This window comes from Kribbella sp. NPDC051770, assembly GCF_040681455.1.
Classification (GTDB): Bacteria; Actinomycetota; Actinomycetes; order Propionibacteriales; family Kribbellaceae; genus Kribbella.
The window spans coordinates 63,968-82,246 of record NZ_JBFAYT010000012.1; the positions used below are offsets into that span (position 1 = coordinate 63,968).

At 69.0% G+C, this 18,279-nt stretch carries 15 protein-coding genes and 2 tRNA genes; 5 read left to right on the plus strand and 12 right to left on the minus strand.

Going from position 1 to position 18,279, the window contains the following annotated elements; all coding sequences use genetic code 11:
• Positions 1-12: 12 nt before the first annotated feature.
• Genes ndk through AB0M01_RS31915 form a run of 3 tightly spaced genes read right to left on the minus strand, consistent with a single transcriptional unit; the run spans position 13 to position 2,164 of the window.
• On the minus strand, positions 13-423 hold the full coding sequence (gene ndk, locus AB0M01_RS31905; protein ID WP_363676131.1) for a nucleoside-diphosphate kinase: 411 nt from the start codon (positions 421-423) through the stop codon (positions 13-15).
• Between the two features lie 50 nt (positions 424-473).
• On the minus strand, positions 474-809 hold the full coding sequence (locus tag AB0M01_RS31910; protein ID WP_363676133.1) for a DUF4233 domain-containing protein: 336 nt from the start codon (positions 807-809) through the stop codon (positions 474-476).
• Positions 806-2,164, minus strand: a complete 1,359-nt coding sequence (locus AB0M01_RS31915; RefSeq protein ID WP_363676135.1) for a folylpolyglutamate synthase/dihydrofolate synthase family protein — start codon at positions 2,162-2,164, stop codon at positions 806-808. Before AB0M01_RS31915 ends, AB0M01_RS31910 begins: the two co-directional genes overlap by 4 nt.
• A 235-nt stretch (positions 2,165-2,399) precedes the next feature.
• Between AB0M01_RS31915 and valS the strand changes: the two genes are divergently transcribed.
• From valS to AB0M01_RS31930, 3 genes are all read left to right on the plus strand, one after another.
• Entirely contained in the window at positions 2,400-4,943 is a 2,544-nt protein-coding gene (gene valS, locus AB0M01_RS31920) for a valine--tRNA ligase (RefSeq protein ID WP_363676137.1), read from the plus strand.
• A gap of 1,542 nt (positions 4,944-6,485) precedes the next feature.
• Complete coding sequence (locus tag AB0M01_RS31925; protein ID WP_363676139.1) at positions 6,486-7,316, plus strand: hypothetical protein; 831 nt, start codon at positions 6,486-6,488, stop codon at positions 7,314-7,316.
• On the plus strand, positions 7,313-7,813 hold the full coding sequence (locus tag AB0M01_RS31930; protein ID WP_363676141.1) for a hypothetical protein: 501 nt from the start codon (positions 7,313-7,315) through the stop codon (positions 7,811-7,813). The genes AB0M01_RS31925 and AB0M01_RS31930 overlap by 4 nt, the downstream gene beginning before the upstream one ends.
• A 57-nt stretch (positions 7,814-7,870) precedes the next feature.
• Here AB0M01_RS31930 and AB0M01_RS31935 read toward each other — a convergent pair whose 3' ends face one another.
• The 4 genes from AB0M01_RS31935 to AB0M01_RS31950 form a co-directional block, all read right to left on the minus strand.
• Positions 7,871-9,625 (minus strand): alpha/beta hydrolase, encoded by a 1,755-nt coding sequence (locus AB0M01_RS31935; RefSeq protein WP_363676143.1) that lies wholly within the window; start codon positions 9,623-9,625, stop codon positions 7,871-7,873.
• Between the two features lie 178 nt (positions 9,626-9,803).
• Entirely contained in the window at positions 9,804-11,099 is a 1,296-nt protein-coding gene (gene clpX / locus AB0M01_RS31940; RefSeq protein WP_363676145.1) for an ATP-dependent Clp protease ATP-binding subunit ClpX, read from the minus strand.
• 228 nt (positions 11,100-11,327) lie between these two features.
• A complete protein-coding gene (locus tag AB0M01_RS31945) occupies positions 11,328-11,939 on the minus strand; it encodes an ATP-dependent Clp protease proteolytic subunit (protein WP_363676147.1) in 612 nt (203 codons plus the stop codon).
• 31 nt (positions 11,940-11,970) lie between these two features.
• Positions 11,971-12,594, minus strand: a complete 624-nt coding sequence (locus AB0M01_RS31950; RefSeq protein WP_077012984.1) for an ATP-dependent Clp protease proteolytic subunit — start codon at positions 12,592-12,594, stop codon at positions 11,971-11,973.
• Positions 12,595-12,712: 118 nt separating this feature from the next.
• Here AB0M01_RS31950 and AB0M01_RS31955 point away from each other — a divergent pair, with 118 nt between their 5' ends.
• On the plus strand, positions 12,713-13,177 hold the full coding sequence (locus tag AB0M01_RS31955) for a GNAT family N-acetyltransferase (protein ID WP_363676149.1): 465 nt from the start codon (positions 12,713-12,715) through the stop codon (positions 13,175-13,177).
• A gap of 58 nt (positions 13,178-13,235) precedes the next feature.
• On the opposite strand, the gene tig is transcribed toward AB0M01_RS31955, so the two are convergent.
• Both tig and AB0M01_RS31965 read right to left on the minus strand, forming a co-directional pair.
• Positions 13,236-14,621 carry a trigger factor gene (gene tig, locus AB0M01_RS31960; RefSeq protein WP_363676151.1) on the minus strand — a complete coding sequence of 462 codons (1,386 nt, stop codon included), beginning with the start codon at positions 14,619-14,621 and terminating at the stop codon, positions 13,236-13,238.
• Positions 14,622-14,696: 75 nt separating this feature from the next.
• Positions 14,697-14,769, minus strand: a tRNA-Pro gene (locus AB0M01_RS31965).
• A gap of 157 nt (positions 14,770-14,926) precedes the next feature.
• Here AB0M01_RS31965 and AB0M01_RS31970 point away from each other — a divergent pair.
• A tRNA-Gly gene (locus tag AB0M01_RS31970) sits at positions 14,927-15,000 on the plus strand.
• Positions 15,001-15,401: 401 nt separating this feature from the next.
• Here AB0M01_RS31970 and AB0M01_RS31975 read toward each other — a convergent pair.
• The 3 genes from AB0M01_RS31975 to AB0M01_RS31985 are packed head-to-tail and all read right to left on the minus strand — an operon-like array spanning position 15,402 to position 18,224.
• Positions 15,402-15,875 (minus strand): hypothetical protein, encoded by a 474-nt coding sequence (locus tag AB0M01_RS31975; protein WP_363676153.1) that lies wholly within the window; start codon positions 15,873-15,875, stop codon positions 15,402-15,404.
• The gene (locus tag AB0M01_RS31980) at positions 15,875-16,519 is read right to left on the minus strand and encodes a hypothetical protein (RefSeq protein WP_363676155.1); all 645 of its coding nucleotides are present in this window, start codon (positions 16,517-16,519) and stop codon (positions 15,875-15,877) included. The genes AB0M01_RS31975 and AB0M01_RS31980 overlap by 1 nt, the downstream gene beginning before the upstream one ends.
• Positions 16,520-16,529: 10 nt before the next feature.
• Positions 16,530-18,224, minus strand: coding sequence for a hypothetical protein (locus AB0M01_RS31985; RefSeq protein WP_363676157.1), 1,695 nt, complete (start codon positions 18,222-18,224; stop codon positions 16,530-16,532).
• Between the last annotated feature and the right edge of the window lie 55 nt (positions 18,225-18,279).

Consider the following 18,279-nt stretch of genomic DNA (forward strand, 5'->3'; position numbering starts at 1 on the left):
GCGTACGGGGTACTACGGCAGGTCCGGGAACCAGATCTTGATCTCGCGCTCGGCCGACTCCGGGGAGTCCGAGCCGTGCACCAGGTTCTCGCGGTTGGACAGCGAGTGGTCGCCGCGGATGGTGCCCGGCAGCGCCTTGCGGCCGTCGGTGGCGCCGTTCAGCGCGCGGACGACCTCGATCGCCTCGTCGCCCTCGAGCACCAGCGCGACGAGCGGGCCGCTGGTGACGAACGTGCGCAGCGGCGGGTAGAAGTCGCGCTCGACGTGCTCGGCGTAGTGCTGGTCGGCGGTCTCGCCGTCGATCGTGCGCAGCTCCATCGCCACGATCGACAGGCCCTTGGACTCGAACCGGCCGAGGATCTCCCCGACCAGGCCGCGGCGTACGGTGTCGGGCTTCAGCAGGACCAGGGTGCGCTGCGACATGTCACATCTCTTTCTCGAAGGCTTTGACGAAAAGTCTCGGGGCGGCGAGCCTAACCGGCGGCCGCCGCCTGAGCCGCCTTGGCCTCGTCGATCCGGCGGCCGAGCACGATCGCCATCACCCAGAACGCCGCGAAGGCCAGGCCGAGCACGAACATCACCGGGACGACGAAGCCGAGCCCGACCGCACCGAGCTGGACCACCCAGCCGAGCGCGTAGCCGACCTTGGTCCGCAGCAGACCGGCGGCGACGATGGCCAGCAAGGCGAGGCCGAGGCACACGCCGAGCGCCGTACCGGTGGAGACGTCGGCGACCGAGATCATCACGATCGTGGACAGCATCAGCACGATCGACTCGAAGCCGAGCACGATCGACGCCAGGGACCTCATCGGTTCGCTTCCTTCGGTTTGCGGACCAGCAGCGTACGGGCCTCTCCGGCGGTGATGACCGAGCCCGTGATCAGGACGCCGCCGCTGCCGAACGCGATCGCGTTCTGCTCGGCCAGCCGCAGCGCCTCGTCGATCGCGTCGACCAGGTGCGGCTTGACCACGACCCGGTCCTCGCCGAACACCTCGGCGGCGATCTCGCCCAGCTCCTCGGCCGGCATCGAGCGGTCGAACGAGTTCCGGGTGACCACGACGGTCTCCATGATCGGCTCGTAGGCCTCCAGTACGCCGTACACGTCCTTGTCCTTCATCACGCCGACCACGCCGATCAGCGGGTTGAACGCGAACGCCTCCGACACCGTCGCCGCGGTCGCCTCCGCGCCGTGCGGGTTGTGCGCGGCGTCGACGATCACGGTCGGGCCGGTCCGGACGACCTCCATCCGGCCCGGCGAGGTGACCTCGGCGAACCCGGCCTGGACCAGCTCGGTGGTGACCCGGCCCTCGGTCTGCTCGGTCGCGCCCAGCAGCGCCTCGACGGCGGCCAGCGCGGTCGCGGCGTTGTGCGCCTGGTACTCGCCGTGCAGCGGGAGGAAGATGTCCTCGTACTCCGCCGCCAGGCCCTTGATCGAGATCAGCTGCCCGCCGACCGCGACCGTCCGGCTGGTGACGCCGAACTCGAGGCCCTCGCGGGCGACCTGCGCGCCGACCTGCGTCGCGCGGCGCTGCAGCACCTCCAGCACGTCGAAGCTCTGCTGCCCGATCACCGCCGTACCACCGGGCTTGATGATCCCGGACTTCTCGCCCGCGATCGTGACCGGGTCGGGGCCCAGGATGTGCGCGTGGTCGACCGCGACCGGGGTGATCACCGAGACGACGCCGTCGGCGACGTTGGTGGCGTCCCAGGTGCCGCCGAGGCCGACCTCGATGATCGCGACGTCGACGGGGGCGTCGGCGAAGACCGAGTACCCCATCGCGACGATCACCTCGAAGAACGACAGCGGGTGCTCCTGCTCGGCGTCCACCACGTCCAGGTACGGCGCGATCTCGGCGTACGCCTCGACGAAGCGCTCCTCGCTGATCGGCTCGCCGTTCAGCGTGATCCGCTCCCGGACCGTCTCCAGGTGCGGGCTGGTGAACCGGCCGGTCCGCAGCCCCGCCTCACGCAGCAGCGTGTCGATCATCCGGGCCGTCGAGGTCTTGCCGTTGGTCCCGGTCAGGTGCACCACCGGGTACGCCTTCTGCGGGTCGCCGAGCAGCTCGGTGAGCCGCTGGATGCGCTCCAGCGAGGGATCCATCTTGGTCTCCGGCCAGCGGGCCTGGAGTTTCGCCGACACTTCGGCGTACGTGAGGTCGCTCATCAGGGGTCCAGTCTAGGACCCGGGGCCGAACGGCCTCCGAGTGATTGCGGTGTCCAGGTGCGTGCATCGCGGCGTTTGAGCGGCGTCCTCGATGCGGAGCATCGTGGATGCCGCTCAAATGTCGCGAGGTGCGTGCCTGGGCGCCGCAAGCGCCGGAGGACGTTCGGCCCCGGGTCCTGGGGGCGCTGTGGATATCCGGTCGGAGCATCCCTTGACAACCACTACGATTGTGCGCATGACCGAGATCTCCCGCGTTCCCGACAAGCCCACCCTCGAAGGCCTCGAGGAGAAGTGGGCGGCTGTATGGCGCGAGGAGGAGACCTACGCGTTCGACCGGACGGCCGAGCGGGCCGACGTCTACTCGATCGACACCCCGCCGCCGACCGTCTCCGGGTCGCTGCACGTCGGTCACATCTTCAGCTACACCCACACCGACCTGGTCGCCCGGTTCCAGCGGATGCGGGGGAAGAAGGTCTTCTACCCGATCGGCTGGGACGACAACGGCCTGCCCACCGAGCGCCGCGTCCAGAACTACTACGGCGTCAAGTGCGACCCGTCGCTGCCGTACGACGCCGACTTCACGCCGCCGGAGAAGCCGGACCCGAAGAAGCAGGTCCCGATCAGCCGGCAGAACTTCGTCGACCTGTGCGGCGAGCTGACGCACATCGACGAGCAGGCCTTCGAGGCGATGTGGCGCCAGGTCGGCCTCAGCGTCGACTGGTCGTACCTCTACACCACCATCTCCGAGGACTCCCGGCGCACGTCGCAGCGCGCCTTCCTGCGCAACTTCGCCCGCGGTGAGGCCTACCTGTCCGAGGCCCCGACGCTGTGGGACGTCACGTTCCAGACCGCGGTCGCGCAGGCCGAGCTCGAGGCCCGCGACTACCCGGGCGCCTACCACCGGATCGCCTTTCACGGCGCCGACGGCCCGATCTACATCGAGACCACCCGCCCGGAGCTGATCCCGGCCTGCGTCGCGCTGATCGCGCACCCCGACGACGACCGGTACAAGGCGCTGTTCGGGACGACCGTCCGGTCGCCGCTGTTCGGCGTCGAGGTCCCGGTCCTGGCGCACCCGGCCGCCGAGATGGACAAGGGCGCCGGTATCGCGATGTGCTGCACCTTCGGTGACCTCACCGACGTCCAGTGGTGGCGCGAGCTGCAGCTCCCGGTCCGCACGGTCATCGGCCGCGACGGCCGGCTGCTGCGCGACACCCCGGAGTGGCTCGCCGGTTCCGAGCTGTACGCGGAGCTGGCCGGCAAGACCACCTTCAGCGCCCGCGAGCTGATCGTCGGCAAGCTCCGCGAGAGCGGTGACCTGGACGGCGAGCCGACCCCGACCCAGCGCAAGGCGAACTTCTTCGAGAAGGGCGACAAGCCGCTCGAGATCGTCTCCACCCGCCAGTGGTACATCACCAACGGCGGCCGCAGCGCCGACCTCAAGGCCGAGTTCGTCGAGCGCGGCAACGAGCTCGGCTGGGTCCCCGAGCACATGAAGCACCGCTACCTGAACTGGGTCGAGGGCCTGAACGGCGACTGGCTGATCTCCCGCCAGCGCTTCTTCGGCGTCCCGTTCCCGGTCTGGTACCCGATCGACCTCGACGGCGAGGTCGACTACGACCACCCGCTGATGCCGGCCGAGGCCGAGCTGCCGATCGACCCGACCTCGCAGTGCCCGCGCGGGTACGACGAGTCCCAGCGCGGCAAGCCCGGCGGTTTCGAGGCCGACCCCGACGTGATGGACACCTGGGCGACGTCGTCGCTGACGCCGCACATCGTCTGCGGCTGGGAGCGCGACGACGACCTGTTCAAGCGCACCTTCCCGATGGACCTGAACACGCACGCCCACGAGATCATCCGCACCTGGCTGTTCTCCCGCGTCGTCCGGGCCCACTTCGAGAACGGCACGCTGCCCTGGGCGCGGTCGATGATCTCCGGCTTCGTCGTCGACCCCGACCGCAAGAAGATGTCGAAGTCCAAGGGCAACGCGGTCGTCCCGTCGGAGATCCTGAACAAGTTCGGCTCCGACGCGGTCCGCTGGCGCGCGGCGATGGCCCGGCCGGGCCTGGACTCGCCGTTCGACGAGTCGCAGATGAAGGTCGGCCGCCGGCTGGCGATCAAGGTCCTGAACGCGTCGAAGTTCGTTCTCGGCTTCGGCGCGACCTCGGCCGACGCCGCCGCCGTCACCGAGCCGGTCGACCTGGCGATGCTGCACAAGCTGCGCCAGACCGTCGACGAAGCGACTGCAGCGTTCGAGCGCTACGACTACACCGGCGCGCTCGAGGTCACCGAGCGGTTCTTCTGGACCTTCTGCGACGACTACGTCGAACTGGTCAAGGAGCGCGCGTACGGCGGCCAGGGCGACGGCCCGGCCGCGTCGGCGAAGGCGGCCCTGGCCGTCGCCCTGTCGGTCCAGCTGCGGCTGCTCGCGCCGTACCTGCCGTTCGCGACCGAGGAAGTCTGGTCGTGGTGGCAGGAGGGCTCGATCCACACCTCCAGCTGGCCGGTCGCCGAGGTCGACATCGCGGTCGCCGACCAGGACCCGGCCGTCCTGGACGCCGTCAGCGAGGTCCTGACCGGGATCCGCGGCGCCAAGTCCACCGCCCAGGTCTCGATGAAGACCGAGGTCTCCAAGGTCGAGGTGACCGGCCCCGCCGCCCGCCTCACCCTCGCCGAGCAGGCCGAGAACGACCTGCGCGCCGCCGGCCGCATCACCGGCGAGATCCTCTGGAGCCCCGAGGACACCGCCGAAACCGTCACGGTCGTCGCCACCCTCTGACCGGACTCCGTGTCACCCGACGCCCGCCTCCGCCGTCCGGAGGCGGGCGTCACCTTTTTCACCCCAACGACTACGCTGCGAAGCCAGTCACCCCGATGTGGAACCATCGGCCCGACCCCAGGCCGTCCGAAGGAGCACCCGTGAGCGACGAGAACCAGCCCCCTGAGCAGGCTGCCTCCCCTTCGCCCGATGGGGGCCAGAAGAGGCCGGCGCGACGTGCGCCGAGGAAGGGGGCGGCGCGGGGGGCGAAGAAGACGGCCGCGGCTGGGGCGCCGGAGCTGCCGTTCGAGGGGGGCGGGGCCGAGGCTGGTGGGTCTGCTGCGGCGGGTGGTGGATCCGCGGCGGCGGGCGCTGGGTCAGTCGGCCCGGGTGCTGGCTCCGCACCGACGGGCGCTGGGTCCGCGGCGGCGGGTTCTGCCACCGGGTCAACGGGGTCCTCGCAGCCGGCTGGCGCGGAGCCGACCTCCGCGAAGCCGTCGACTCCCAGGAAGTCGTCTCGCTCAGCTTCAGCACGCAGTACGAGCCCCGGTCAGACCCCCATGCCGAAGCAGACTCCAATGCCTGCGCAGACGCCGATGCCCCAGCAGACTCCCCTCCGCCCGGCGGCAGACAAGCCATCCACCGGAGCTACGGAATCCTCGTCGGCCAGCAAGCCCGCCTCACCCGCGGGCGGCCCTTCGACGGCATCCACCGGCTCGCAGCCGAAGCCTGCACCCTCCGACTCTGGCCCCGCTACAGCAGCCTCCGAGACCGCTCGTACAGCAGGCTCAGCGGAGACATCCGGCACCACCCTCGCAGGCGGCCCAGGCGCGACACCGCCCGCAGACGCCTCCCGCACGGGCGCGGCGCCAGCCGACTCAACGCCTCCCGCCGGTACGACGGACGCAGCAGCGATCAGGCGTCCTCCGGTAGCAGCCCCGGTGACCCGTGGCACTCCGTCGAGCCCACCCACCGCCGCAGGTGGAACGGCGTCCCAGGGCACGACACTGGCTGGCGGCCCTGGATCCACTCCCCCGGCCGCCGCCGCTGACCAGCCGGCTACACAGCCGACCGGAGCAACACACCCGGCAGCAGCTGACGCCTCCACGGGCGGCGGCACCGGATCCGCGACCGCGGCGACCACAGGCGCACCGGCAACGCCAGCAACTCCTGCCTCGGCCGCCACCCCGGCAAGCTCCGGTACCACCGCCGCTGGCAGCGCAGGAGCGAGCACCGGCCGCGCGGGCTCGGGCGCCACAGGAGCGGACACCGGCAGCACGGGCGCGAGCGCGGGCTCAGGCAGCGCTAGCACGGGCGCGAGCACCGGCAGCACCGCGGCGGGCGCGGGCACGACGGCTGCGGCCTCGGGCAGCACCGCAGCCGGAGGAGCTTCCGCGACCGCAGGAACCACCAGCGCCGCCGCAGGAGCAGGTAGCACGACGGCAGGTGCAGGCCCTGCAACAGGTGCAGGCTCGGCCACAGGTACGGACGGACGTGCGGGCACAGGCTCGGTCTCAGGCGCGGGCGCGGGCACAGGTGCCAGCACCAGTACAGGCGGCACGGTTGGCGCTGGAGGCGGTGGGGCGCGGCCTGCGGGGGCACCTGATCCCGTCGCAGCTGCAGCAGCCGGTGGCGCTGGGGCGGGTGGAGCTGCCGGTGGCACCGGTGAGCGGACAGCCGGTGGTGGGACCGCAGCGAGCGCGGCCGCTGGTGGAGCTCCGGCGGGTGCACCTGCTGTTGGCGGCACCGGTGAGCGGGCAGCTGCTGGTGGCGGCACCGCAGCGAGCGCGGCTACCGGTGGGACCCTGTCTGACACGACTGGGGCTGGTGTGGCCGGTGCAGGTGCGAAGTCGGCTGGCGCCGGTGCAGGTGGCGGAGCAGCTGCGGATGGAAAGCCCGGCGCAGGAGCTGCCGCGGATGGATCAGCAGGTAGTGGTGCTGCCGCGAGCCCGGCGCAGCGAGCTGGGACGACCGCGGGCGCAGGCGGCGCGGCTGCCGGTGCAGGCGGCGCGTCTACCGGCGCCGGTGCAGCGGCTGGAGCTGCGGGCGGCTCGGCGGCCGGCGCAGGCAGCCCGGGGGCTGGCACAGGCGGCGCGGCTGCAGGTACTGCAGCTGGAGCTGCGGGCGGAGCGGCTGCCAGTACAGGCGGCACGTCTACCGGTGCCGGGGTCACGGCTGGGGCTGCTGGCGGCGCGGTGGCTGGGGCTGGTGCGGCGGCTGGAGTTGCAGGTGGGCCGGCCGCTGGTGCAGGCGGAGCGGCTGGAGCTGGAAGTGCTGCAACCAAGGCTGACGGAAAGAAGGCGCCCCAGGCGCCCGCCAAGAAGACCAGTGGCGGCGGCAAGAAGCCCCCGACCAACGGGCCCAAGCGGTCCTGGCGGCGGAATCCTTGGGTGACCGTCGGTGGGGTGCTCGTGGTGCTGCTGGTGATCGCGCTCTTCGGGTACTTCGGGGGGCTTGGTCCGATGAGTCGGCTCAACACTGCTCGGGGGATCACGCCGCCCACCGCGTTGGCTGGGCTGGATCGGATCACCGATCCGGAGCTGCGGGAGCAGTTGAAGTTGGATCAGACGCGGGAGGCGCTGAGCCGGATCAACGACGGGAAGCAGGCGACGGTCGAGGCGTACGGGGATCTCGACGGGGATCGGATGTACGTCGTGATCGCGTTGCGCGGGAAGGTCGACATCGACAAGACGATCAGCGACTCGGGGGCGAAGCTTGAGCAGGTGAAGCAGGTGGGGGCTTCGACGTGTGTCGCGTCGACGGATGCGTTGCCGACGCAGTGCTACCGGGGGTCGAACACCTTGACGGTGATCGTGCAGGCGGCCAACGACGGGGTGAGTGTTGATGATGTCGGGCCGGTGTCGGACGAGGCATTCACGGCGATGAAGTGAACTGAGGGAGAAGAAGACCGCCGGTCCCCGCGCAAGTGGGGACCGGCGGTCTTTGGGTTAGGAGGTGAAGGCCGCCAGGTCGAGAGCGGATTCCGCGGCTGCTGCGCGGGACTTGGTGAGTGGGGTGAAGGGCTTGTGGTCCTGGGTGCAGCTCGAGTTGTCGGCGGGCGCCTTCAGATTCACCAGGTAGTTGGTGATCTTCTGGTCGACGCACGCGCTGAGCCCGATCGTGGCGTGGCCGAAGCCCTCGACCGTGACCATGCGGGCGTCCGGGTACAGGTCGGCGTACGGGCGGGTGGTCTGGTACGGCGTTGCCGGGTCGTGGCGGGTGCCGAAGACGAGGACCGGGGACTTCACCGACAGGTTCCACGGGCCGCGGAAGGCGTCGGTGTCGCGGACCGGCATGAACTCGCACGGCAGGCCGACCCAGGCGCGGAGGGCGCCGAAGTGCGGGGCGCGGCGGTTCGCGTCGGCGGCGAACTGCGGGTACGCGAGCGGGCGGCCGGACTGGGCCGCTTCGATGCACGGCTGGAGAGCGGCGCCGAGGCCGCTGTACTCCTCCTGGCGACGGTTCCACTCGCCCAGCACCTTCGCCGCGACCGGTGAGGCCGCGGTCCGGGCCGCCGGGGCGGGAGTGACGAGCGAGGCGAGCGTCGTGGCGAGGTCGGTCCAGGCGAGCGGCGAGTACAGGTTCTGGAAGATCACGAACAGCGCCGTCTGGTAGTCGACCGTCAGCGTCGTACCGTCCGGCAGCGGGACCTCGACCGGCTTCGCCTTCAGTTGCTGCAGGAGCTTCTCGGACACCGTTGCCGGGTCACCCAATGCCGCGAGCGCGCACTTCGCAGCCCCAGCCTTCTTGCACTCGGCAAGGAACTGCTGGTACGTGTCGTACGAGCCCTCGCCCTGCCGCAGCCGTACGCCGAGCGGCCGGCGGTCGCCGTCGGAGCCGGAGTACCACTCCGGGGACAGCGTCCCGTCGAGCACCAGCGCGCGGACGTTGCCGGGGAACAGCTTGGCGTACGTCGCACCGAGGTAGGTGCCGTACGAGTAGCCGACGTAGCTGAGCTTGCTGTCGCCGACGGCGCGGCGGAGCAGGTCCATGTCGCGGGCAACGTTCGCCGTCGAGTAGTGCGTGAGCCGGTCCGGGGACGTGGTCATGCAGCCGACGGCGGCGCGCAGCATCGCGCGGGTGAAGGTCTTGGTCTGCTCGGCGCCGACCGGGAACGGCGGGATGCCGGCGAACGCGGCGTTCTCCTCGGCCGCGGTCGGGAAGCAGGTCACCGGGTCGGACTGGCCGACACCACGCGGGTCGAACCCGATGATGTCGAACTTGGCGCGGACCTCGGGCGTGTACGCGATCTCGGCGGCCTGCTGGACGAAGCTGACGCCGGGGCCGCCCGGGCCGCCGGGGTTGGTGAACAGGCTGCCGATGCGCTGGCCGGATGCCGGCAGGCGGGTGAGCGCGATCGTGGTGGTCCCACCGCGCGGCCGGTCGTAGTCGGTCGGCACCTCGACCGAGGTGCACTGGAACTTGGCGAGCGCCGGGTCGGTCCCGCAGCTCTTCCACGCGAGCTTCGGTACGGCGACCCGCGCGGCCTTGGCCGCTTCGCGCCGGACGAGCGCCGCGTCGGCCGCCGAGCCCGACGCGGCGTTCGCCGTACCGGCGGACGAAGCGGAAGCAGCGCCAGCGGTCGCACCGGCCGCAGCGGCACCAGCCGATGCAGGTGCAGCAACAGCCGGCGCAACCGCCGCCGGTACGGCGAGCGTCGCGGCAACGGCCAGGGTCAGAGTGGTCCTCGTGGTTCTTCGCACGGTTCTCCCTCACTCGTGGAACGGGTGCGAGCGGCACCCTGCCCACGACGCTAGGCAACCGCCGCGTCCGCCCGCGTCCCCCAGGAGTCTTGAAGCTCGTATCCACTCGGAGGAGGAGGCGCAACGAAAACCGGTGGCCCGCTGAGAGCAGCGGACCACCGGTTCGGAGTACGAAAACTCAGGCGGTCTTCTCGCGACGCTCGCGCTTGCGCTCGATCTGGTCGCGCGGGATCAGCGTCGGGTTGACGTTCTCCAGCACGACCTCGCCGGTGACGACGACCTTGGCCACGTCCTCGCGGCTCGGGACCTCGTACATCACGTTGAGCAGGACCTCTTCCATGATCGCCCGCAGCCCACGAGCACCGGTCCCGCGCAGCAGCGCCTGGTCCGCGATCGCCTCGACCGCGTCCTCGCTGAACTCCAGCTCGACGTTGTCGATCTCGAACAGCCGCCGGTACTGCTTGACCAGCGCGTTCTTCGGCTCGGACAGGATCTTGATCAGCGCCTCGCGGTCCAGCGGCGAGACGGTGGTGATCACCGGGAGCCGGCCGATGAACTCGGGGATGAGGCCGAACTTCAGCAGGTCCTCGGGCATCACGTCGGCGTAGCCACCGGCTTCGCGCGGCGCCTCGGCCTCGTTGCTCATGCTGAAGCCGAGGGTCTTCTTGCCGACCCGCTGCTCGACCATGTGCTCCAGGCCGGCGAACGCGCCACCGACGATGAACAGCACGTTGGTGGTGTCGATCTGGATGAACTCCTGGTGCGGGTGCTTGCGCCCGCCCTGCGGCGGCACCGACGCCGTGGTCCCCTCGAGGATCTTCAGCAGCGCCTGCTGCACACCCTCGCCGGAGACGTCGCGGGTGATCGACGGGTTCTCGCTCTTGCGGGCGATCTTGTCGACCTCGTCGATGTAGATGATCCCGGTCTCGGCCTTCTTGACGTCGTAGTCGGCCGCCTGGATCAGCTTCAGCAGGATGTTCTCGACGTCCTCGCCGACGTACCCGGCCTCGGTCAGCGCCGTGGCGTCCGCGATCGCGAACGGCACGTTCAGCATCCGGGCGAGCGTCTGCGCGAGGTAGGTCTTGCCGCAGCCGGTCGGGCCGATCAGGAGGATGTTCGACTTGGCCAGCTCGACGGCCTCGTCCTTCGCGTGCCGGCCGGCGCTCGAGGAGCCCTGACCGTCGCGGACCCGCTTGTAGTGGTTGTACACCGCTACCGCGAGCGCCTTCTTCGCCACGTCCTGTCCGACGACGTACGCGTTGAGGAAGTCGTAGATCTCACGGGGCTTGGGCAGCTCCGTCAGACCGACCTCGGAGCCCTCGTTCAGCTCCTCCTCGATGATCTCGTTGCAGAGATCGATGCATTCGTCGCAGATGTAGACGCCGGGACCGGCGATGAGCTTCTTGACCTGCTTCTGGCTCTTCCCGCAGAACGAGCACTTGAGCAGGTCGCCGCCGTCACCTATGCGTGCCACCGGGACAGATCCCTTCTCTCACTAGCTGAGGACGGCCGAGCGCAGGAGCGGTCTCGGACCTTCATCCGACGGTACCCCGCTCCGAGCCCAACCGCTGCTCTGTCCACAGCGTCGCGAGTACGCCTGTGGCGAACGGAGGGCCCTTGACGAGACGTCCGGCGGATTCTAGGGTGCCGCGCCGGACGTCCCGGGCCCCGCGAACGGGACCCGGGAGGCCGTCGTACGGGCTCAGGCGCCGACCGGCACCGGGGCCTTGCGCGACTCCAGGACGGAGTCGATCAGGCCGTACTCGACCGCCTGCTCGGCGGTCAGGAACTTGTCCCGCTCGATGTCGCGGGAGACCTCTTCGATGTCCTTGCCGCTGGCGTCGGCGAGCATCTTCTCCAGCAGCGAGCGCAGGCGCAGGATCTCGTTGGCCTGGATCTCGATGTCGCTGGACTGCCCGTAGGTGCCCTCGGTGGCCGGCTGGTGGATGATGATCCGGCTGTTCGGCAGCGCCATCCGCTTGCCCGGCGTACCGGCGGCGAGCAGCACGGCCGCGGCGGAGGCCGCCTGGCCGAGGCAGACCGTCTGGACGTCGGACTTGATGTAGCGGATCGTGTCGTAGATCGCGGTCAGCGCCGTGAACGAGCCGCCCGGGGAGTTGATGTAGATGCTGATGTCGCGGTCGGCGTCCATCGACTCCAGGCACAGCAGCTGCGCCATCACGGCGTTCGCGATCTCGTCGGTGATCGGCGTCCCGAGGAAGATGGTGCGCTCCTCGAACAGCTTGGTGTAGGGGTCGACCCGGCGCATGCCGTACGACGTGCGCTCCTCCCACTGCGGGATGAAGTAGTTCATGCGGTGTCCTTAAGAACGAAGTGGGGGAAGATCAGGAGTTCGGGCTGCCGCTGGTCAGCTGGGCGGCGCTGGCCACGACGTGGTCGATGAAGCCGTACTCCTTGGCCTGGTCCGCGGTGAACCAGCGGTCCCGGTCGGCGTCGGTCTCGACCTGCTCCAGCGGCTGGCCGGTGTGCTCGGCGATCAGCTTGAACAGCTGCGCCTTGATGTGCAGCGACTGCTGGGCCTGGATCTTGATGTCGGAGGCCGTACCACCCATGCCGCCGGACGGCTGGTGCATCATGATCCGCGCGTGCGGCAGGGCGAAGCGCTTGTTCTTCGCGCCGGCGCAGAGCAGGAACTGGCCCATCGAGGCGGCCAGGCCCATCCCGACGGTGGCGACGTCGTTGGAGATCCACTGCATGGTGTCGTAGATCGCCATGCCGGAGTCCACCGAACCACCGGGGGAGTTGATGTACAGCCAGATGTCCTTGTTGGGGTCCTCGGCGTTGAGGAGCAGCATCTGGGCGCAGATCGCGTTCGCGTTGTCGTCGCGGACCTCGGACCCCAGGAAGATGATCCGGTTGCTCAGCAGGCGCTGGTAGATGTGGTCGTCGAGTCCGCCGGATCCGTTGCCGCCCGCGGCGGTGGGGCTGGCTGCAAATGTCTCGTTCACGAAGCCGACATTACTGGGCGACAGCGACAGAGCTAAGGGCGGTGGGCAGGTGTTCGCTCACGGCGCATCGTGTCTGCCCTGAGCGAATCTGGCCCTGACGCCGGGAGAGCATGGGCGGATGTTGCTGCGTGCGATGGAACGGCCGGATCTGGGCGAGCTGCTCGTGCTGCAGGAGGAGGGCGCGGTGCTGGGTCTCGCGGAGGTCTTCCCGCAGGCCGAGTACCCCTTCCCCCGGGACTCGATCCGCGATCGCTGGGCGGTCGAGCTGGATGATCCGGCGATCCGCGCCTGGGTCGCGGTGGACGACGCCGGGCTGGTCGGGTTCGCGGCGACCCGGTACGACGAGTTGCTGCACTTCGGGACGGCGGTGCGGAGCTGGGGCTCCGGGGCGGCGTCCGAGCTGCACGACGCGGCGCTGGGGACGCTGCGCGGCGAGTGGCCCGGCGTACACCTGCATGTGTTCGAGGGGAACCACCGGGCGCGCCGCTTCTACGCCAAGCACGGGTGGGTCGCGACGGGGAGCAGCAAGCGGTCGGCGTACGAGCCTCGGCCGGTGCTGCTCGAGTACCGGCTGGAGCTGTAGACGCGCGAACGCCCCGGAACCGCAGGTGGGGTCCGGGGCGTTCAGCGGTACGGCGTACTCAGGCCTTCGCGGGCTCCTCGGCCGACTCGGCGTCGGCGGTCTCCGCCTCGGCCTCGGCGTACGAGCCGTCCGGGAGCAGGGTCTTCAGCTCGACCTCGTTGCCGGAGGCGTCGGTGACCTTGGCGTTCTCGACCAGGTGCGCGAGCGCCTTGCCGCGGACGACCTCGGAGACCAGGCTCGGGACCAGGTTGTTCTCGACCGCGTGCTGGGCGAACTGGTCCGGGCTGACGCCGGAACGCTGCGCGTGCCGGACGATGTGCTCGGTGAGCTCCTGGTCGTTGACGTTCAGGCCCTGCTGCTCGGCGACCAGGTCCAGCACGAACTGGGCCTTGATGGCGTCCTCGGAGCGCTTCTTCAGGTCCTCGTCGAACTCGTCGGAGGTCTGCTCCTCGCCCTCGAGGAACTGCTCGAAGGTCATCCCGGAGTACCCGAGCTGCTGCTCCAGGTTCTCCCGGCGGGCGGCGACCTCGTCGGTCAGCAGACCGTCCGGCACCGGCACCTCGACCAGGGTCAGGATCTTCTCCAGGACCGCGTCGCGCGCGTCGCCGGCCTGCTCGAGGCGCTTGCCGCGCTCCAGCCGGGTCCGGACGTCGGCCTTGAGCTCCTCGGCGGTGTCGAACTCCGACGCGGTCTGCGCGAAGTCGTCGTCGAACTCCGGCAGCTCCTGCTCCTTCACCGCGGTCACGGTGACGGCCACGTCGACGTCCTCGCCCTTGAGCGCGCCGCCGACCAGCTGGGTGACGAAGGTCTTCGACTCGCCGGCGTTCAGGCCGAGCACCGCGTCGTCGAGGCCGTCCAGCAGCTGACCGCTGCCGACCTGGTACGACAGGCCGGTCGCCTGCGCCTCCTCGATCTTCTCGCCGTCCTTGGTGGCCGACAGGTCGAGGGTGATGTAGTCCTTGTCGGCGACCGCGCGCTCGACCGGGTTCAGCGAACCGAACCGCTGGCGCAGCGACTCGATCTGCTCGTCGATCTCCTCGTCGGAGATCGCGATGTCCTCGACGGAGGCCTCCAGACCGGTCAGGTCCGGCAGCTCGATCTCCGGGCGGACCTCGACCTCGGCGGAGAACTGCAGGCTCTCCTTGTCGTTGAACTCGGTCACGTCGACCTCGGGCCGGCCGATCGCCTTGACCTGGTTGTCCTGGACGGCCTGCGAGTACAGCTTCGGCAGCGCGTCGTTGATCGCCTCCTCGAGCACCGGCCCGCGGCCGACCCGCTGGTCGATGACCTGCGGCGGGATCTTGCCCTTGCGGAAGCCCGGGACGACGATCTGCTGACCGATGCTCTTGTACGCCGCGTCGAGGCTCGGCTTGAGCTCCTCGAACGGCACCTCGACGATGAGCTTGACCTTGGTCGGGCTCAAGGACTCGACGGTGCTCTTCACGGTGGCGGTTCTCCTTGGTCGATGACGATCGCGGCACGCCCGGACAGGCCGCACCGCAGGTGCTGCAGGGGTTTGTCGGGGCGACAGGACTCGAACCTGCGGTCTCCTGCTCCCAAAGCAGGCGCGCTAGCCACTACGCTACGCCCCGCAGTGACCGAACGAGTCTAGTGGACGCGGAGGCATGCTCGCGCCCCCACCCCTCCGGTCGAGGGTAACGGGCTGGATCAACCCGCCCCGGGAACCCGTTTTGAGCCCGACCCCAGGATGTGAAATCATGGCCGACGTACCCGGGCGACCGGGTGCACGCGGGTGTAGCTCAATGGTAGAGCCCCAGTCTTCCAAACTGACTACGCGAGTTCGATTCTCGTCACCCGCTCCACGCTCAGCTGAGGCGTTTCCCCAGGTCAGGGGCCGAATCCGGCCCCCTGGGGAACCCCGGCCAACCGACCGCCACTGCCCGCTATGGGCCGCCTGTGACCCCTGCTTAGGACACGCACGGGACACGACACCCACCGCTCTTCGAGCATCACTCTCTGTGACTTATGGTGACTCTCAGTCACGAGAGGAGAGGCAATGAGCGAAAGTAGTTTACGAAGGGCGACGGCAGACGCGGCCCTGACGGCTAGCGAGGGGCTCGCCCTCGTCAACGAGCTCCAAGTTCTCCTGGCCAATCTCAACGGTCAGATGACGTCCGAGCTCAGGAAGCACGATGCCGGGGTAATTGAGCTGCCAGACAGCCCGCACGACCCCAGAGACTGAAGGTTCGGCCCTTGGTAGGCCCTACCCCTGCTCCGCATTCTTGGCCCCGGTACCGCGCCGATCTACCCCGTCCCACGGCTCGGCAGCCGGGGCCTTGGCGATGGTGTTGATGGTCTCCCACATCTTGGTCTCCGCGTGGGCTCGCGCGGACCACACCTCGGCCGAGTCAGCCAAGTGCTGATCAACCGACGCGGCCAGCCCGTCAACCCGCGCCGTCAGCGCCTGCATTTCAGAACGTGTGTCGCTCAGGGATGTAAGGGCACCCTCGATGCTCGCCAGTCGCCGGCCAAGGCCAGGCGTGGCCTGCACGAGCACGTCGCCGGTATCCGGGTGTCTAATCTCATCGCGCCCGAGCAACGTGTCTGCCGCGTCGTTCACCTTCCGCGAGAACCGTCGCACCCGCTTCACGACCCAGCGGCCGACGACGCCGAGCGCCGTCAGCCCGCCGAGCACACCAACAATCCAGCCTGCGTAGTCGTCTATCTGCCCGAGCATTACGCGACCTTGATGATCTTCAGGTAGCTGTTCGCCTTCACCGTCACGGCCTGCGCGGCGGAGTTGGCCTGCGACCACGCGAACCGCACCGTTCCGGACGACGACCCGTTGGTCAGGATTCCCTTGATGGTGATCATCGTCGTGCCGGTGGAGTACAGGCCGTAGGTCAGCGTGCCGTCGAAGGTGCCGTACAGCGCGCCCCAGTTGCCGCCGCCCACCGCCTGCCCGCTAGCCATTGCCGGGTCCGGGCCAATACCTCCGAACGCTGCCGATGCACCTACGGGCATCGACCACCCAGCGCGGAAGTCAGTGGTCGAGTTGTTTCCCTCCACCGTTACGAAGAGCGTCGCCTCGACCAAGTACCTGGTGTTTGCGGCGGCGGTGAACTGGAGGTCGTCGTCCCACTGCACGGCCGGGTTGCTGGTGACGGCCTCGTCGGCGGTCTTGCGAATGTTCTGAATCCCCAGCAGGGCTGCCGCGTTCTGAAGAGCGGTGATGGCGGCAGCCTGAGAGCTGTTGACGCCGTCGATGCGCTGAAGCTCGTCTTCTACCCCCAGCGCGAGGTCTTCGAGCCCTTGAGCGATGTTGGGGGCATCTCCGAGCTCCAGATACGGCAGCTCGTAGATGGGTGTGGTGTCAGCCATGTCAGACCTCCTAAGCGAGGGTTGAGAATCGGCAAGAGAACTCGGTGAAGTTCTGAGAGGCAGCGGTGACCGGGACCTGTACGTCCCCGTTCGCCTGGATGATGAGACGCGCGCTGCTGCCGTTGATGGGCACCTGAACGCTGAAGCCCTTCGGCGGGCGGCAGCCCGAAGGCAGGCTGAAGATGGTTGACGCGGTACCGGACTTCACAACGCCACGAATCCCCACGTCTCCGTCTGGGTAGTAGCGGAACTGGGGGGTCGGGGCTGAGCCGCCGTACCAGACCCAGGAGTTCAGCAACGAGCTGACGTTGACCCAGGCTTTCCAGTCCACGTTGTAGAGAACCCCAGCGCGGACAATCAGCGTCTCCCCTGTGTCCGGGTCCTCTAGGGCGATCGAAGTAGCCCCGATAAACACCTGGGACTGTGCCGGATTGGGGGAAAGGTTGTTGGTCGCCACGAGGTCGATGTATCCGCCGGAGGTACTGGTAAGGCTCGGCGCCTCAAGAGACGTGTGCGCCTCCAGGCTCCCGACGGTACGAACCGTGAGTGCACCGGGGGAGGCTTCCGACGCCAATCCCGAGTACGCGTAGAGCGCGTTGCCAGGTGAGCTAGAAAGCTCCCATCGCGTACCGCTACCGGCGGTCTTGATGGTGGCCCCGGTGATGGTCTTGCCGTCGATTGCCGTAGCAGAGAGCTTGGCGGCCGTGATGGCTCCGGCAGCGATCTCCGTCGCGGTAACAGCACCGGCCGCGAGCTTGGCCGTCGTCACCGCTCCGGCGTCCAGCTTCGCTGTGGTGATTGCGCCAGTGCTGATGTCAGCGGCGACGATTGTGCCCGCCGCAATCTTCCCTGCGACCACCGCGTTAGCGGCCAACTCGGAAGCCGTGATGGTGTCGGCCGCAATCTTGACGGCAGTGACAGCTCCTGCCCCGAGCTCGTTCGTGGTTACTGCACCCGCTGCCAGCTTTGCGGTAGTGACGGCACCCGCATTCAACTCCGCAGCCGTGACCGCGTTGGCCGCAATCTTCGCGGTGGTGATCGCGTCATCACTAATGTCCGTCGAGCCAACCGGCAGGATGCCCGCCACCTCTGAAGCTACGTCGGAAAGTTCAGAGGTGAGCGCGGGGATTGTCGTGCCTGTCAAAGTCGAAATGTCCGCCTGCACGGAGGTTGCATCAGCTTGAGCCGAGTCTGCAGCGGCCTGCGCAGCGACCACCGCCAAGGCTGCCGCGTCGACGTCCGACTGCAATGCGGGCAGGGTCGTGCCGGTGAGGGTGTCGAGCTCGCCCTGTGCAGCCGCTACAGCCGATTCTGCGGCGTCAAGGTCGGTCTGTAGGGCCTCCGCTGCCGCCTGGGCTGCTGCGGCGTCTGAGGCTGCCTGGGCCGCGTCTGCCTGGGCCTGGGTGGCGTCTGCCTGGGCGGCGTCGGCTACCGCCTGCACAGCCGGGATTGTCTCGGTCGTGACGGTGGTGACCGTTGCGTCGAGAGCAGAGATATCCGCGGACCAGCTCGGCACTGTGCCGGGGTCTCCTGGGATGGTCACCTTGCCGAGAATCAACATTTGATCGCCGGCCATGAAGACGGAGACCACGTCACCGACGTCTATGCTTGTCGACTCGGATGTCAACGAAGGGACGTTGGCCAGCGATCCCCCGGCGATCTCAACGACGTTCTCGCCGGTCGACGTATTCCAGCTACGGACCACCCCCTGACGAAGGGCTCCGGTCGAAGCCGGGCCGGTGGGGAACAAGCTAGCGAGG